The organism is Treponema phagedenis (assembly GCF_008153345.1).
Classification (GTDB): Bacteria; Spirochaetota; Spirochaetia; order Treponematales; family Treponemataceae; genus Treponema; species Treponema phagedenis.
Window position 1 is genome coordinate 1,293,400 of sequence record NZ_CP042818.1, and the last position, 16,440, is coordinate 1,309,839.

The following is a 16,440-nucleotide window of genomic DNA, read 5'->3' on the forward strand; positions in this document are numbered from 1 at the left end:
TTTGACGTCCGTGTCAAAACCAAACCTGTCTGTATGGAACCACTGCCATCCGTGGCAGTACTGATTTTGACATCTGTGGCAATTTACCACAGGAATGCTAAAACCGCTCATGCGGGGCAGTCTTTACGCGTGAGGGATTGGAGCAATAGCCGCCCGTGTTTGTCAAAACCGGCGGCTAAACAAAATTGCGGCGCTCAAAATAGCCGCAATTTTGGTCGGAGCGTAAGCGGAGTTGCGGAAAGCCCGACCCGCAGCGCAGTGGTTTGAAGGAGTATAGGAAAAAAACACTGCGCGGAGGGGCACGCCCTGACGGAAAAAATTAGTATGCGGAAAACGTTCTGTGAAAGGCGGAACCGTACACAAAGGAAAAAAGATATAAAGGTCTTTTTTTATCTGCCGAAAATAAAAGTATCATACTGGAAGCGAAAAACTTGCGGGTATGGTTCAGTTTTAAACGTTTTGTGTTTGTAGAAAGGAGAATGTATGAATAGTTTTATTAAAACAACGGATTTGCTGCACCGGGCGCTGGATGTAAATGCCTTACGGTATACGGTTACCGCAAATAACCTTGCAAATGCAGAGGTGCCTGAATTTAAAAGAACCGAGGTAAGTTTTGAATCCGAATTAAAGCGTGCCCTTGATTCGGAGAAAAATAAAGACGGTTTTTTTGAACAAGCAACAAAGGGAAGTAATCTCCTTTCCGATGAAGTTATCGATTACCGCAGTGTGGAGCCGAGGAGGGTGCTTGATTATATCTCAACGGTGAAGGCAAACGGTAATAATGTTGATGCGGAAGAAGAAGCGATGAACATATTGAAGATTCAGATGCAATATCAGCTTTTAAGCCAAATGGCGGGATTTCAATATAGCCAAGTGCAATCGGTATTGCGCTAGCACATACAAGGAGCAGTGAAAGATGGGAATGTTTAGCAGTATAAATATAGCGGCAACGGGCATGAGTGCGGAGCGGCTTCGCACCGATGTTATTTCAGACAATATCGCCAATGCTTCTTCTACGAGGACTCAGGAAGGGGAGGGGCCTTTTAAAAGAAGCAGAGTTATTCTTTCGGAGAAAAATCCGGAAGTAACATGGCGCACGCCCTTTGTGCCCGATACTATTGATAAGGGGGTTGGCACCGGCGTTCGGGTTGTCAGCATCGAAAAAGATAATGCGCCGTCCCGATTGGTGTATGACCCGAATCATCCTGATGCGATTAAGTCGGGGCCGAATGCGGGATATGTGGAATATCCGAATGTTAATATTGTAACCGAGATGGTTGATCTTATTTCCGCTTCACGAGCCTATGAAGCAAATGCCTCGGTTATTTTGGGATCGAAAGAAATGTTTCAGCGGGCGCTTGAAATCGGCCGTTAAAATTTTAATACAGGGTAGGGAGTAAAAGATGATTGGAACAATAACAAATGTAGCAAATGTGTATAAGGTGCCTTCATTGGAAAAAGTGCCTGAAATTGAAGATGTGAGTATGGACAATTTCAGAAGTAAAATGAAAAGTACCACCGATTCCGTTGATTTGGCGGTTAATAAAAAAGCAATGAGCTTTGAGCAAACGCTTCTTAAAGCCTTTGATAGCGTTAATGCAAAACAGCAAAAAACAACGGAGTTAACCGAACAAATGATTGTCAATCCCGATTCTGTTGATGTGCATGATGTTACTATTGCAATGGCCGAAGCGGGGATGTCATTAAAGATTGCACAAACAGTTATAGACAAAGTTATAAAAAGTTGGAATGATATTACCACAACTCGGTAATGGAATAAAAAGAGTTTGTAAAACTGTCTGCAAACTCTTATAAATCAAAGAATCGTTATAAGTATTTGTAACGGATTCGTTCTGTTAATGGAGGGGACCATGAACGAATGGATTAAAAAAACAGGAACAAAACTCAAAGAACTTTGGGGCAAGTGGTCGGTTGTACAAAAGCTTGTACTTGCAGGTGTTATTCTTGCAGCGATTATCGGTATGGCGGTGCTATTTACTTGGTCATCTGCACCAACAACGGTGCCGCTTATTGATGTGCCGATTTCCGATGAGGCTGCGCGCGAAAAAATTATCTTACGGTTAAATGAAGAAAATATTTCCGCAAGCGTTTCCGCAACCGGTCTTATTTCGGTGCCGGATGAGAAAACCGCACGCAGAATGCGCAGTATTCTTATTCGCGAAGATTTAATTCCTAAAAATGTAGATCCTTGGGCAATCTTTGATGTTGAACGCTGGACTCGTACCGATTTTGAGCGAAAGGTTGATGTGCGCCGTGCTATTAATAAAATGGTAACCGATCACATTAAAGCGCTTGATGATGTTGATGATGCAAATGTTATTATCAATGTTCCGGAAGATACCTTATTCAAAGCGGATCAAAAGCCGATTACCGCAAGTGTTGTCTTGTTCACAAAACCGGGAAGCGACATAGAAACCGACAGAAAGAAAATTCAGGGAATTCAAAAACTCTTAAAACTTGCCGTGCCCGGCTTATTGGATGAAAACATTACGATTGCCGACAGCAATGCAAAAATTCTCAATGATTTTGAAGGAATGAAAGATATGGATCGTCTAACGCTGATTGAAAAACAGCAAAAGATGATCGCAAAGCTTGAAACTCAATATGAAATTAAAATCTTAACCTTGTTGCAAAAAACGTACGGTAAAGACAGGGTTCGCGATTTAAACATAAAAATCGATATGGATATGTCGGAAAAAACGGCACAAACGACGAAGTATCTGCCTACGGAAATACGCCCCGATAATCCCGAAACTCCTTGGGATGATTCCGAAATAGTTCCTTCAATAACCGCTATTTCAGAAACCGCAACTACAACATGGCAGGGTACCGGCTTAACTCCCGAAGGTCCTGCAGGCGTTGAAGGACAAACTCCTCCCGCATATAAAGATATGACAAATCAATTGGGCATGTCCAATCAGTCAATCGTAAAGCGTCAGGAAGCAATTAGTAAGAGTGAGATCAGCGAAGTAATAAGCCCGGTGCTTGGCCGCAGAACCGTATCGGTAAACATAGATGGAGAGTGGAGAAAAAAGCGGGATGATAAAGGCAATCTGGTAATTAGCGAAGGACGTATTGAACGAGAATATATTCCGATTTCTCCGGAAGAATTACAAGAAGCAACCCGTGCAGTACAGAATGCAATCGGATATGATGCAAACAGAAAAGATTCCATCAGTGTGTTGAATATCCGTTTTGATCGAGTAGCGGAATTTGAGGCGGAAGATGCCGCATACTTCAGAGCGCAGCAGAGAAATATGATCATACTGATTTCGCTCGGCGGATTTGCAATCCTCTTGTTAATCTTTATTCTTTATAGGATTATCAGCAGAGAGCTTGAACGCCGCCGCCGCTTGCGTGAAGAAGATGAGTTGCGCAAAGCACAGATGGCGCGGGAAGCCGCTTTACGCGCAGCTGAAATGAATAATATTGATGTTGCCATGTCCGTTGAAGAGCGGAAACGTCTTGAGCTGCAAGAGAATGTTATCAATATGGCGCGTGAACATCCTGAAGACGTTGCATTACTTATCAGAACATGGTTAATGGAGGAATAAAATGGCTGTATCTCCGGTTAAAGAAAAGTCATCCGTTGTGGGCGGAAAAAAACATAAAGATATAAAATCTCTGAATGGACGACAGAAGGCTGCAATATTTCTTGTTTCGGTTGGGGAAGAAATTTCTTCAAAAATTATGGAACAGCTGCGTGAAGATGAAATAGAAAAACTTGTTTTTGAAATTGCAAGAACCGAAACAATTGACTCCGAATTAAAGGATGCCGTGTTGCAGGAATTTCAAGACTTGATGGTTGCGCAAAACTTTATTACAACCGGCGGTATTGATTATGCACGCGGATTGCTGGAAAAATCTTTGGGTAGTCAAAAAGCGATTGAAATTATCAACCGCTTAACAAGCTCTTTGCAGGTTCGCCCCTTTGACTTTATCAGACGGACAGATCCTTCTCACTTATTGAACTTTATCCAGCAAGAGCATCCGCAAACTATTGCGCTTATTTTGGCGTATCTGGAAGCAAATAAGGCATCGATAATATTGCAAAATCTCCCCGATGAGATTCAAAGCGATGTTGCTCGCCGTATTGCAACTATGGATAGAACATCTCCGGATGTTTTGCGTGAAGTTGAGCGGGTGCTTGAGAAAAAACTTTCGACTCTTTCAAGTGAAGATTACACAGCTGCAGGCGGTGTTGAAAGTATTGTTGATATTCTTAACCTCGTTGATCGCTCTTCCGAAAAATCAATTATCGAAGCGCTTGAAGATGAAGATCCGGATCTTGCAGAAGAAATTAAAAAGAGAATGTTTGTATTCGAAGATATTGTTATGCTTGATGACCGTGCTATTCAGAAAGTTTTGCGCGAAGTTAATATGGAAGAGCTTGCAAAAGCACTCAAGATTGTTGATACCGAAGTACAGGATAAGATATTCAGGAACATGTCTAAGCGTGCGGCAAGTATGTTAAAAGAAGAAATGGAATACATGGGGCCGACTCGATTAAAGGATGTGGAAGAGGCTCAGCAAAAAATTGTTTCAATTATCAGACATCTCGAAGACAACGGTGATATTGTTATTGCCCGCTCTGAAGAAGATGAAATGATTGTATAAAAGTCTGTCAAGCGGCTTGAATCGACTTTTGTAATTTGAGGAGAATGTTATGGCTAAAATGATCTTTCGCGGTTATGAAGTTAAAAATCTTGATAACTCATATGTGCTTGAATTAACAAAATCTTTTGAGCAAAAAGAAGAGGAAAAAGAGGTTGAGGTTGAGCCGATTGATGAAGGACCTTCAAAAGAAGATTTAGAATACGAAATTGAACAGTATCGTAGTGATTGGGAAAAAGAAAAGGCACAGCTTCAGGCAAGAGCTCAAGCAGAGGCTGATCAGATAATTAAGAATGCGGAAAAAGCTGCCTTTAATGAAGTAAAACGTCAGAACGATCAAGCGCAGGAAGCTTTGCATGAAGCCGAAATAAAAGCAAAAGCAATTTTAGATGAGGCAAAAGAAAAAGCTGAAAAAATACTGGAAGAAGCGGAGCAAAATAAAGAAAACGTTACAAAGCAAGGTTATGATGAAGGTTTTGAATCAGGACGGGAAGAAGGTTTTGAAAAAGGACAACTTGAAGTAAATCGACTTATTGAACGACTGCATAAAATAATTGAAACATCTATGAATCGCCGTCAAGAGATTCTTGCGGAAACAGAGCAACAGATTATCGATCTTGTTATTCTTATGACAAGAAAAATCGTTAAGGTTATTTCTGAAAATCAGCGCAATGTTATCAGTAATAATATTGTGCACGCATTGCGACGAGTAAAGGGCAGGGCGGATGTCGTTATCCGAGTAAATCTTGCGGACTTTGATATGACAACAAAACATAAAGAGCAGTTTATTGCTGCGGCAGAGAATATCAAAGGCATTACTATATTGGAAGACACTTCGGTTGATCCGGGCGGATGTATTGTTGAAACCGATTTCGGATCGGTTGATGCGCGCATTGCAAGTCAACTCCATGAATTGGAGCAGCGCATATTGGAAATATCGCCGATAAGAACTAATCCGAAAAAACCCGGCACAAAAGAATAAGAGCGGTAAAGCGTATGATAGATATGTTGGAAAAATACGAAGCCGTAATTCAAAATACTGAGCCGATAAAATTTACCGGAACGGTAACAGCGGTACGGGGCATGCTGGTTGAAAGCCGCGGGCCGCAAGCGGTTGTTGGAGAGCTTTGTAAAATAAAAGCAAACAACTCCTCGGATCCGATCATGGCTGAAGTTGTCGGTTTAGATGAAGGCACCGTTAAGCTTATGAGTTATTCCGACTTACAAGGAATTGAACTTGGCAGTGAAGTTATTGCGGAAGGGGAAATCCTTTCAGTGCCGGTTGGCGATGCGCTTCTTGGCAGGGTTATAAATGCACTTGGTAAAGCAATTGACGGTAAGCAGGAAGTATATTCTTCAAAACGGTATCCGGTACTGCAAACACCTCCAAATCCGATGGACAGAAAACCGATACGACAGCGCATTGTTACCGGTGTTCGGGCAATTGATTCTTTACTTGCGGTAGGGTGCGGGCAACGTCTCGGTATTTTTTCAGGTTCAGGAGTAGGCAAGTCAACCTTGATGGGGATGATTGCGCGCAATACCAATGCGGATGTCAATGTTATTGCATTGATAGGCGAGCGCGGACGCGAAGTAATGGATTTTATCGAACATGATTTAGGGCCTGAAGGATTAAAAAAATCGGTTGTAGTAACCGCGACCTCTGACGAAAGTCCATTGGCAAGAATACGTGGCGCATATACGGCAACGGCAATTGCGGAATACTTTCGAGATCAGGGAAAAGATGTTATGCTCCTCTTTGATTCGGTAACACGGTTTGCAAAAGCTCAACGCGAAATCGGACTTGCCGCCGGCGAGCCTGCCGCGACACGGGGATACACGCCGAGTGTTTTTGAAACGCTTCCAAAATTGCTGGAGCGAAGTGGTACTTCGTCAAAAGGAAGCATCACCGGTTTTTATACAGTGCTTGTAGACGGCGATGATCTTGATGAGCCGATATCCGATGCGGTTCGCGGAATTATAGACGGACACATTGTATTAAGCAGAAAGCTTGCACAACGCAGCCATTATCCTGCGATTGATATTCTTAACAGCATTTCCCGTCTTGCGCACCGCGTATCCGGCCGCTTTACCAACCAGGCGGTGCTTGCGATGCGTAAATCAATTGCTATATATGAAGAATCCGCCGACATGATCCAAGTTGGTGCTTATCAAAAAGGAAGTAGTGAAGAGGTTGATAAAGCAATCGCCTTGCATCAACCGATTAAAGAATTCCTTATGCAGGAAGTAACCGATCCCGCTCCGCTTGAAAGCACCATTGCATCATTGTCAAAAATAACCGGCATTGAAATTCCGGTAGAAGAAATACACGCTATTGGTGCAGGAGCGCCTAAAAAATATATCCCAACGGTTCCCGCTTCTGAAACTGCAGAGCTTTATGCAGAAAATAATCCCGATAGTAAAAAAGAGTAAAAGCTTATGAAGCGTTTTGTTTTTTCGCTTGAAAAACTTTTACATTTTCGCATCTTTAAAGAAAAACAAGCGGAAATTCTTCTTGGGAAAAAAACAGCGGAATGCGAACGCATTGATATTGCATTAAAAGCTTTGGCGGAGAAATATAAAAACAGCTTATATGATTTACAACCTGAAAAGGTGAATCTTCATTCAGCGTCATATTTTATTGATGCACAAAATTATTTAACCGCACTCAATACGAAAAAAGAACAACTCCTTACCGAACGTGTACACGCTGAAATGGAACGAGAGGAAGCTCGGCAGGTGTATATTGCCGCGCATCGGGAGAAAGAAATTATTTCAAAACTAAAAGAAAAAAAGCACCGGGAATGGAAAAAACTGCAACAGCGCGAAGAAGATAACAATCTTGATGACTTTGTAAATACCAAATATAACGTTGAGGAATAGGCTATAACTCTTTTACGTTTCGAAATTGTCAAACAATAAAACCAGCCAGACACGTTGCTGATACCTTTCTAACATTAAAACCCGAGGCGATGTTTTGCCCGATACTTCAGCACAAGCAGGCAAAACTCGTGTAGCGTTTTGTAATTAAGTTTCTGTTATACAAATCGGAGTATCAACAATAAGGGACTGCGGATTTAAGCATTCCTATGGTAAATTGTCCACCGTTGCGCCGTGTCGGACTCAGAATGGGCATGGACGCCAGTGGTTCCATACAGAATTGAGTTTGAAAACTACCACATTTGTATAATAGGAGTTTTCAAACTCATAGGTATAATTTTGCCACGGACGTCAAAACTCAGAACGGGCACGGACGGCGGTGGTTCCAAGCAGAAACGATGTTTTAAAGCAGGGTAGTTTGTAAGGCTTTAAAACTCGCAGGTTTAGTTTTTGCCACGGACGGCAAAAACTAAACCGTTGTGTCGAACTCTTTTTAAATAATGTGTAAAATAAATAGACGTTTTTTTGAGTACCTATTGACATATAAAATCAATATGATTATGGTACTTTCATTTTAGAAGTCCTTTATCGAAAGAATGTGTGGCACGTTTCAATAGAGAGCGGTGTGATATTATTAGTCGGAGAAGTCTATGCATATAACGGATTACATGAGTGAAAAAAATTGGAAAAAAGTACTGGATTTTTCCGAAAAACTGCAAACGCCCTGTGTTATTATTAATCTTGAAAAAATTAAGAAAAATTATCTTGAGTTGAAACAGTTGTTTCCCGATGCGGATATTTACTATGCAATGAAAGCGAATCCGCATGAAGAAATTCTTAAGCTGCTTATTGGACTTGGCGCTAATTTTGATATTGCTTCACGCTATGAGTTGGATAAAATACTTTCGCTCGGTGTTCCCCCCGAATGTTTAAGTTATGGGAATACTATTAAAAAGGCAAAAGATATTGCGTACTTTTATGAAAAGGGTGTGCGGCTTTTTGCAACTGACAGTAAAGAGGATTTAAAAAATTTGGCAAAATACGCGCCTCAATCTCGTGTTTTTGTCAGAATTTTGGTTGAAAATACTAACAGTGCGGATTGGCCGCTTTCACGTAAATTCGGCTGTCATCCCGATATGGCGTATGACCTTTGCGTTTTAGCGAAGGAAATGGGACTTATTCCCTACGGTATTTCTTTTCATGTCGGAAGTCAGCAGCGGGATATCGGGCAATGGGATGATGCAATCGCAAAAACAAAATATCTTATGCGTTCTCTTGAGGAAGAGGAAGATATTAAGCTTGAAATGATAAATATGGGTGGAGGTTTTCCCGCTCCGTATATAACGCCGACTAATAAGCTTTCCGAGTATGCACGCGAGATTACTCGGTATCTTGATGATGATTTCGGAAATGAAAAACCTCATATTATTTTGGAGCCCGGGCGTTCGCTTGTGGGAGATTCAGGAGTGCTTGTTACCGAGATAATCACGATATCCCGAAAAAATAATACCGCTTTGCATCGCTGGGTGTATGTTGATGCGGGAGTTTTTAACGGATTAACCGAAACGTTAAATGAAAATATTAAATACCCGATTTTTACCTCAAAAGACGAAAGTGCGGGAAAGTGGGGAGAGGTTGTGTTGGCGGGACCTACTTGTGACAGTATGGATATTATGTATGAAGATTATAAATACACAATGCCTATCAGTCTAAAATCCGGTGATCGCCTTTATTTTCTGAGTGCCGGAGCCTATACGGCAAGTTATGCTTCGGTAGAGTTTAACGGATTTCCTCCTATACAAACATATATTATGGAATAAACAGGCGGATATTGTTGGCAGACTGTCCGTCCGGTTTGTAATAGACAGAGCGCAATAAAGCTTATACCGGAGGAAAAATGAAAAAAAACTTTTTATAGGATGTATCCTGTGAAGAATACAAAAAAATAATGCCGGTTTGCTTGTTATTACGTATATGTGTTGCTTTCATTTTTATAGGCTGCTTTTCGCAAGAAATACGAAATGCTGCCGAACAAGAGTGACTTCAATATAATTGAAGAATCTGAAATTATTTCGGTAGCTAATTACAGAAACAACATTCCACGGAAATCCCTGGGATACAAAACACTGATAGAAGTTTTTATAGATTTTGTGTATCCACATCTAGTGTAACATTTTTTTAATAAGTCAATTATATTTTTTTAATACATCTTACCCAAAACGTAAAAAATTTTATAAAAAAGAGAGTTCGACACGACGGTTTGGTTTTGCCATCCATGGCAAAACCAAACCTATGAGTTTGAAAACTCCTATTATACAAATGAGGTAGTTTTCAAACTCAATTCTGTTTGGAACCACCGCCACGCACTGATTTTTAGTATTCTTGATTAAATCAGTGCTGCGAGTTTAAAAGCTTCAATTTTATAATTTTGTATTGATGCTTTTAAACATCGTTTGAATTTGTTCTGAGTTCGACACGGCGCAACGGCGAGACCTTGGAATTGCTACCTTTGGTTCGCCTACGAGTTTAAAAGCTTCAATTTTACAAAACAGTGTTGATGCTTTTAAACATCGTTTAGAATTGAGCAACGGTGAGCAATTTACCATAGTAATGCTTAAATCCGCACTCCCGCATTGTTAGTGCTCCAATTTGTATAACTGGAAGTTAATTACAAAACGCTACACTACTGTAACGTGACAATTCAGGTAATGTTGATTAAGTGATACAAAATCCTCTATCCGGCACGTCGGTATTGTTGATGCCTCTGCTTCGGACATAACTTCAAGTCCTTAGGGTCTAAGGTTCTGTTTAAATTTCAAGTTTTTGAGCTTCTTTTTCCTTTTTTTGCTTTGCGGCTTTCTAAATAAACCCGTAAGGCTAGTGCACTTATCACACCGATGCTGTCCGCAGCCAAGTCCGCTAATGAACACTCTCTGCCGGGAACAAAATATTGATGCACTTCGTCAACTACTCCCCAGAAGATGGAGAGCAAAAAACTGATAAACACTGTTTTTCGGAAAGGCGGAAAAATCCAGTTTTTGGCCGGGAACCAATAGCTGAGCGTGAATGCAAGACAGGTAAATGCTATTGCATGGTGTAACTTGTCCCAACCAAGGATGATGTTTTTCGGAGTCGGTAATGTTGAAAATGAAGATAAGATCCATATACTGATAAAACCGATAATGGATAAAATCCTCATTACGTGAGTAATTGTTTTATCTTTCAATTTTTTTCCCTTATTTGTACACTTTTTCAATATACGCGAGGGTTTGCTCGGCGGTTGTTTTCCAGCTATATTGCTTTACCCATTCTATGCTGCCGGCAATAAGCGTGTTGCGCAACTCATCATTTTCTCCGTCAGGTTTTTTAACGAGTTTTTCTATGATTGCAGCAATTTCTTCAGGATCTTCTTGATTAAAATAACAGGTATGTTCTCCGGCAATTTCAGGTAAGGCTCCCGCTCGTGCACAGGCTGTCGGGATGCCGCACGCCATTGCTTCTATAACCGACAAACCGACACCTTCCACCGATGACGGAAAAACACAGAGATCCGCCGCAGAATATAGTGCAGGCAGATTTTCATGCGGAAAGTATCCGGTAAGTAAAATATCGGAAGATACCGGAGAGCGTATCACTTCCTGATGCACAAGTTCTGAATTCACCCCTTCTGCCCCCGCAATCACCAGCCGATGAGGCGCTTGTGTTTTTTGCTTAAAAAGCGAAAATGCTTTTACTAATTCAACATGACGCTTCGCAGGATATTCAATTCTTGATGCATAAATAATATAGGGGCGGCGAATGGCAAACGGCTGCATAAGCACAGACTCATTATCATCAATTTTTCTGGGATAAAAAAGGTCGGTATCTATACCGTTATGGATAACCTGAATTTTAGAAGGAGTAATACCAAGTCGAATCAAATCATTTTTAATATAATTACTTGGGCTGATAATGCCTGCTGATTGGTTAAGCATTCTTTTACTATTTATATTACCGAAAAAAGATAAAAAATTATTTGATTTTATTCCGATAATATCCTGAATTACTAAAATGCTCGGCACTGTAAAGTTTGTCGGCAACATTTTAATTCCCGAAGGATACACTACCAAATCATATTTTTGCTTTTGTATAAATTTATTGCATGAAAAAGAATGCCATAATTTTTCCGCTCTTTCATTGTCTGCAATCGCTATACCTGTATAGGTCGCCGTATCTATACCCGAAGTATACGTGTACTTATCCAGTTCCGGCCCGAAAAGATCAATACTATATGGTGATTTAGGCAGGTTTTTTACTAATGAGAGAATGTATGAACCCACACCTGAGCGGCTGTGATCACAGCCAAAGGTGTTTATACCGATATTCAAAAAAGCCTCCTTAAATTAGAAAATCTGCATCAGTTGCAAGCGTAACGCAAATTATAGCAATTCTTTTCGTTTTATGCTATCCTAAAACGATGATAGATTTTTCTAAACTAAACATTGAAGATGCCTTCATTGAAAAATTGCAAAATATTCATATTACAATTCCCAGTAAAGTACAGCAGGAAGTTATTCCGCTTCTTATGCAGGGAAAATCGCTTTTTTTTGAATCGGAAACCGGTACTGGAAAAACATTTGCTTTTCTATTACCGCTCTTACATCGTTATATTTTGCATAATAAAGAAGACAAACAACAGCCAAAAATCATTATCCTTACGCCTACTGTGGAGCTTGCCGCTCAAATAAAGGAAGAGATTCAAAAACTGCAATTATCTCAGCAAAAAATACGCAGTTTGCTCTGTATCGGCGGAGCGTCAATGAAGTACCAAATTGAGGCACTGAAAGCAAAGCCGCATATTATTATCGGCACTCCCGCAAGAATTGCCGATCTTATCAATTTAAAAAAACTCAAAACAAATTTTGTACACGCTGTGGTTATCGATGAAGCGGACAGACTGTTATCAAAAGAGTTAGGCAAAGATTTACAGCGCGTTATTACGGAGCTGAGTGAAGCAAGTCAGTGGATTGCCTGCTCCGCAACATTAAAAAAGAAAGAGCGGGAAGAGTTATTGGCTTTAATAAATCCGAATGCTTCGGCAAAAATTGAATTTATACAAATGGAAGAGGAAGGAGTGCTGAAAGAAAACATTGAACATTGGGCTCTGTTTTCCGAGCGTAGGAACAAAATCGATACGCTTCGCAGTTTTATAAAAGCAAGAGAACCGGCAAAGTTTTTGGTATTTACATCTCCCGCTGCACAAGTTGAAAATATTGTTTCGAAGCTTAATTTTAAAAAACTGCATGCCACCCCTCTTTATTCCAACCTTGACGGCAAAGAGCGGAAAAAAATGCTTGCGGATTTTAAGGCGGATAGAATACGCATTTTGGTAACAAGCGATCTTGCCGCTCGTGGTTTAGATATTCCCGACATTGAGTATGTTATTCAAATGACTCTCCCTGCCGATAAGGATTTTTTTATTCATCGTGCGGGGAGAACAGGCAGAGCGGGAAAAAAAGGCATCAACCTTGTTATCGGTGATGCCTATGAATTAAAGCGATTAAAACATTTTGAGCAAGAGCTCGGACTTATTATCTATCCGAAGGTATTACGGTTCGGAAAAGTAGAAAACCCCGAAACTTAGTATGCAAACTCCGCACTCAGTCTAATATGCTGAGTAACATCCTTTCCTTTGGCATTCTTCCTCCATTCCGCAAGCTGCTGATCCGCGGCAGCTTGTATTTCTTCAGATTTAATGTGTGGCATTTTTTTGTAAATGTTTTGCCTTACCCTCGGATTGATATTTACCTCAACTAAATAATTGAATTTAAATGCCGCATATCCGCCCGATCTCTTAATCGGGAAGCGATATCCAAGCTCAAGCCCTGTTTGATTAACATACTGAATTGTTTTTTGCTTCATAAAGGGGGTTTCCTCTAAGAATGCATGTGCGCTTGGAACAGTTGCATGATTAAAGGTTGACCCGTCGGTTGTATAATTCTGTGAAAGATACTGAGTTAAAATTGACATATCGGTAATGCTTTCGGTAATGTTTGCATGTCGGATAAAGTTATTAACAAAGGTAATGTCAAAATCTTGCAAAGGGCGGAATTGCAATTTCAGTTGCAGCCTATCGGAGTTCGGATCAAGGTTTGTGCCAAGCGGTACGCCATTATGGGTATAATTCTGATAGTTTGCGGCGTTACTGTCAAATCCTGCATAATGAGTATAGGTATACGGCATGATAAAGGTATAATTGAGATCGGCAAGCCTAAACCAATGAGAATGCGGCATGGTGTAAGAAACACCGAATTCTCCCGACATTCGCCATTTTGCATCTTTTTTGAATTTAACAATTTCATTAAACCCTATATCATCGGCATAGACAGCGCCATCTATTCGTAAACCTTTAATTGGTTTTACCGTAAAAAAGAGTCCGATCAAACTATTATCGGGAAAAGCATAGAGTCCTTGGCTCATAAAAAATGCGGAAAAAGGTAACAGGTAAATAGGTTCAAATCTTCCGCCGTATACAACAGAATCGACAATACCGAATGAAAGCCACGGAAGAGGACGCCCCATTAACGCATGCAAAGACAGGAATTTACCGGGATTTCGGGTGCCCCCAAAATCATTTGTTGCGGTGAGCATCAATACGGAATGGGTAAAAGCCCAGTGTTTTTTGTTAATAGTAAAATTGAATGTTCCTTGATGCGGAGCTTGCTCGGTTAGAAAAATTCCCGTATCAAAAAAAGGGGCGAAACTGTTGCGCTGAATACCTGCGGTAAAATAGTATTCAGTATTACCCACTGAAATATTAGAATTAAAAACAGGCAAAATCGATAACTTTCCCGCTTTTACATTATCAGGCATTAAATCTCTTTTGGAATATTGGAAAAGGGGAAGCGGTTCTTCTTGCGCCTCCTTATTGGTTAGATGTACTAAAAATTTTCCGGAAATACTTAGAATATTATTGAGTCCGTAGTTGATATCAAGTGTCGGAATAATATCTATGAATGTTTCCCGTTTTTGTTTTTTATGCGGAATCTTAGCACCGAATTCCGTCTTTGCCCCCACATGTACCGGACGATTAAAAAAACGTTTATAATAGTCCATTGCAAGCTTTTGTTGCGTTGCATCCCCTTTTTCAATAACCGTTTGCAAAATATCCTTAATTGTTTGCAAAGGATAGGGGCGCATCAGGGGGGTATCGGAGATCAACCCCGTATTTTCCCAGATACTGGCATCATCATAAAACGGATCAAAAATATCAGTCGCAACTTGAGCGGAAAGACAGACCATGGTACAAAAAAACAGTAGGAATCCTAATTTTTTTTTCATTGCAGCCTCTTATCGTATACTATAATTTATCGATGCGGAAATATCAACGCTGTTTCCGTAGGTACTTCCGTGCATAATTGTCCAAGAAATTTCAGATACAAGACTCAGTCCCTTTAAAATAGCATAATTAGTGCCGAGAGAAACCGTATGAAAATAGCGAGGTTTCATTGACGGAGTTTTAATACTCGCCTCTTCTTCAATCGACGGATAATACTGCTCCTTATCAAAAAACAATATTCCATTATGCCCTTGCGCAACAAAACGGTATTTTAAAAAGGCTGAGTATGAATCAATATTACTCAGTGCAAAGTTAATAAATGCAGTAGCGGTATCGGGCCCGTAAGGATTTCCGAGCCAAAAGAAAAGCTCTTTATCGGTGTTCAAAGAAACGAGGTCTTTTCTGCTGTAATAAAAACTTATTGCTTTATTATCCATTACATAAGCCCATGGATTAGTATATGAACATTCCGCCGTAACGGTAAAATAGCCGATCGGAAATACATGGTGATACTCAATTCCCGCAAGGCCGCCAAGAGAGTTCGGGATTTTCCGCGCTTCAGGGTAATGCTTTTTTTCAAAACTTGTCTGAAATTGATTCATTACAAATTGCCCGTAAAGCCGCATTCCCTTATACGGAATTGCATCAACCGACAGCCCAAGTTGTGTACCAATCCGGTGCCCGTTTTCCGCCGATTCTCCGGGTTTTGGATAGAGATCTTTCCATGCGGCATAGTTATGCAGTATCATCATAGGGTTTAAAAACCGGGGGTCAAACGAAGAGTTGACCGACATGGCTTCCTGAAAACCAATTGCAAGCTGTTTTACAGGTTTAAAAGTTATTTCGTGGTAAAAAACAAAACGGGTAGGTTTTAATTCTATGACTCTTACTACGGTACGAACGCTTTTTGCAAAAAAAGAAAGTTCCGCATAATCCAAGCGGTCTACCGTATCGGATAAAAGCATACTGCCTGCAAGCGTTTTTCCTTTTTTGATTGCTCCTCTGCCGATATGAAAGTTTATAAATTTATATCCGATACTGAGTCCCGCACGGTGCGGAAACTGAGAATCAAAAGCGGTGTCTTTTAACACCATATTGGTATAGGGATATGAATCTAAAAAAGCAAGATAATTTTTCTTCAGATCTATGTCCGCATACAAATGTACATATTTTGAAAAAGCCATTTGTATCGGTATTTTAATAAGCTCAGGCTGCTTATTATACCACAGTGCATTATCGCCTGACGGAAGATTTTGATATTTATACCGATACTGCGCTTGCAAGGCAAAAACAGCGTTTATATCAAAGCCGAACCAATCTTTTTGCACAAGAAAATTATTTGTGTTTAAAAAGGTTTCAGCTTTTCTATAAAGTTTTTGTCCGTACTCCGATAAATTTTCAAAATTGATAGTGGAAAAATACGCCGATAATGCCGCAACAGACTGAGGTCTTTCAATAGCAAGACTTGTTTGCCAATCCTCCAATGCAAGTGCGTACAAGGCATCATATATCCAGTGGTCATGCGGGATTATTTTTGCCATATTTTCTTGCGCCGGAAGTATTTGAAACATAAATATAAAAACACAAAGAAGTATTTTTTTCATACC

The 16,440-nt window shown here is 40.3% G+C and carries 14 protein-coding genes; 10 read left to right on the plus strand and 4 right to left on the minus strand.

The features are described from left to right. Positions 1–483 precede the first annotated feature (483 nt). From flgB to FUT79_RS05755, 9 genes are all read left to right on the plus strand, one after another. Positions 484–894, plus strand: coding sequence for a flagellar basal body rod protein FlgB (gene flgB / locus FUT79_RS05710; RefSeq protein WP_002695188.1), 411 nt, complete (start codon positions 484–486; stop codon positions 892–894). A gap of 22 nt (positions 895–916) precedes the next feature. After that, positions 917–1,375 carry a flagellar basal body rod protein FlgC gene (gene flgC, locus FUT79_RS05715; protein WP_002695190.1) on the plus strand — a complete coding sequence of 153 codons (459 nt, stop codon included), beginning with the start codon at positions 917–919 and terminating at the stop codon, positions 1,373–1,375. A gap of 28 nt (positions 1,376–1,403) precedes the next feature. After that, positions 1,404–1,772, plus strand: a complete 369-nt coding sequence (gene fliE, locus FUT79_RS05720; protein ID WP_002695192.1) for a flagellar hook-basal body complex protein FliE — start codon at positions 1,404–1,406, stop codon at positions 1,770–1,772. A 99-nt stretch (positions 1,773–1,871) separates the two neighbouring features. Then, complete coding sequence (fliF, locus tag FUT79_RS05725) at positions 1,872–3,575, plus strand: flagellar basal-body MS-ring/collar protein FliF (RefSeq protein WP_024753362.1); 1,704 nt, start codon at positions 1,872–1,874, stop codon at positions 3,573–3,575. Position 3,576: 1 nt separating this feature from the next. Beyond that, the gene (gene fliG, locus FUT79_RS05730; protein WP_024753363.1) at positions 3,577–4,638 is read left to right on the plus strand and encodes a flagellar motor switch protein FliG; all 1,062 of its coding nucleotides are present in this window, start codon (positions 3,577–3,579) and stop codon (positions 4,636–4,638) included. A gap of 49 nt (positions 4,639–4,687) precedes the next feature. Next, on the plus strand, positions 4,688–5,617 hold the full coding sequence (gene fliH, locus FUT79_RS05735) for a flagellar assembly protein FliH (RefSeq protein ID WP_002695197.1): 930 nt from the start codon (positions 4,688–4,690) through the stop codon (positions 5,615–5,617). A gap of 14 nt (positions 5,618–5,631) precedes the next feature. Next, positions 5,632–7,068 carry a flagellar protein export ATPase FliI gene (gene fliI / locus FUT79_RS05740; RefSeq protein WP_024753364.1) on the plus strand — a complete coding sequence of 479 codons (1,437 nt, stop codon included), beginning with the start codon at positions 5,632–5,634 and terminating at the stop codon, positions 7,066–7,068. Positions 7,069–7,074: 6 nt separating this feature from the next. Further along, a complete protein-coding gene (gene fliJ / locus FUT79_RS05745; RefSeq protein WP_024753365.1) occupies positions 7,075–7,518 on the plus strand; it encodes a flagellar export protein FliJ in 444 nt (147 codons plus the stop codon). A gap of 647 nt (positions 7,519–8,165) precedes the next feature. Continuing rightward, a complete protein-coding gene (locus FUT79_RS05755; protein WP_024753366.1) occupies positions 8,166–9,335 on the plus strand; it encodes a type III PLP-dependent enzyme in 1,170 nt (389 codons plus the stop codon). Between the two features lie 995 nt (positions 9,336–10,330). Here FUT79_RS05755 and FUT79_RS05765 read toward each other — a convergent pair. Then, positions 10,331–10,741: a VanZ family protein gene (locus FUT79_RS05765; protein ID WP_024753367.1), complete on the minus strand. Its 411-nt coding sequence runs from the start codon at positions 10,739–10,741 to the stop codon at positions 10,331–10,333. A gap of 10 nt (positions 10,742–10,751) precedes the next feature. Then, a complete protein-coding gene (locus FUT79_RS05770) occupies positions 10,752–11,882 on the minus strand; it encodes a glycosyltransferase family 4 protein (protein ID WP_024753368.1) in 1,131 nt (376 codons plus the stop codon). Positions 11,883–11,971: 89 nt separating this feature from the next. Between FUT79_RS05770 and FUT79_RS05775 the strand changes: the two genes are divergently transcribed. Beyond that, positions 11,972–13,138 carry a DEAD/DEAH box helicase gene (locus tag FUT79_RS05775; RefSeq protein ID WP_002695719.1) on the plus strand — a complete coding sequence of 389 codons (1,167 nt, stop codon included), beginning with the start codon at positions 11,972–11,974 and terminating at the stop codon, positions 13,136–13,138. Here FUT79_RS05775 and FUT79_RS05780 read toward each other — a convergent pair. Both FUT79_RS05780 and FUT79_RS05785 read right to left on the minus strand, forming a co-directional pair. Further along, the gene (locus tag FUT79_RS05780; protein WP_024753369.1) at positions 13,135–14,835 is read right to left on the minus strand and encodes a hypothetical protein; all 1,701 of its coding nucleotides are present in this window, start codon (positions 14,833–14,835) and stop codon (positions 13,135–13,137) included. The two genes, FUT79_RS05775 and FUT79_RS05780, sit on opposite strands and share 4 nt — an antisense overlap. A 9-nt stretch (positions 14,836–14,844) precedes the next feature. Continuing rightward, the gene (locus tag FUT79_RS05785; protein ID WP_052335785.1) at positions 14,845–16,437 is read right to left on the minus strand and encodes a hypothetical protein; all 1,593 of its coding nucleotides are present in this window, start codon (positions 16,435–16,437) and stop codon (positions 14,845–14,847) included. Positions 16,438–16,440: the final 3 nt, after the last annotated feature.

Bases quoted from the DNA above. Each gene is read 5' to 3' on its own strand.
- flgB (WP_002695188.1), top strand. From the start codon at position 484: ATGAATAGTTTTATTAAAACAACGGATTTGCTGCACCGGGCGCTGGAT.
- flgC (WP_002695190.1), top strand. From the start codon at position 917: ATGGGAATGTTTAGCAGTATAAATATAGCGGCAACGGGCATGAGTGCG.
- fliG (WP_024753363.1), top strand. From the start codon at position 3,577: ATGGCTGTATCTCCGGTTAAAGAAAAGTCATCCGTTGTGGGCGGAAAA.
- FUT79_RS05775 (WP_002695719.1), top strand. From the start codon at position 11,972: ATGATAGATTTTTCTAAACTAAACATTGAAGATGCCTTCATTGAAAAA.
- fliH (WP_002695197.1), top strand. From the start codon at position 4,688: ATGGCTAAAATGATCTTTCGCGGTTATGAAGTTAAAAATCTTGATAAC.
- FUT79_RS05780 (WP_024753369.1), bottom strand. From the start codon at position 14,835: ATGAAAAAAAAATTAGGATTCCTACTGTTTTTTTGTACCATGGTCTGT.
- fliJ (WP_024753365.1), top strand. From the start codon at position 7,075: ATGAAGCGTTTTGTTTTTTCGCTTGAAAAACTTTTACATTTTCGCATC.
- FUT79_RS05785 (WP_052335785.1), bottom strand. From the start codon at position 16,437: ATGAAAAAAATACTTCTTTGTGTTTTTATATTTATGTTTCAAATACTT.
- FUT79_RS05755 (WP_024753366.1), top strand. From the start codon at position 8,166: ATGCATATAACGGATTACATGAGTGAAAAAAATTGGAAAAAAGTACTG.
- fliE (WP_002695192.1), top strand. From the start codon at position 1,404: ATGATTGGAACAATAACAAATGTAGCAAATGTGTATAAGGTGCCTTCA.
- fliI (WP_024753364.1), top strand. From the start codon at position 5,632: ATGATAGATATGTTGGAAAAATACGAAGCCGTAATTCAAAATACTGAG.
- fliF (WP_024753362.1), top strand. From the start codon at position 1,872: ATGAACGAATGGATTAAAAAAACAGGAACAAAACTCAAAGAACTTTGG.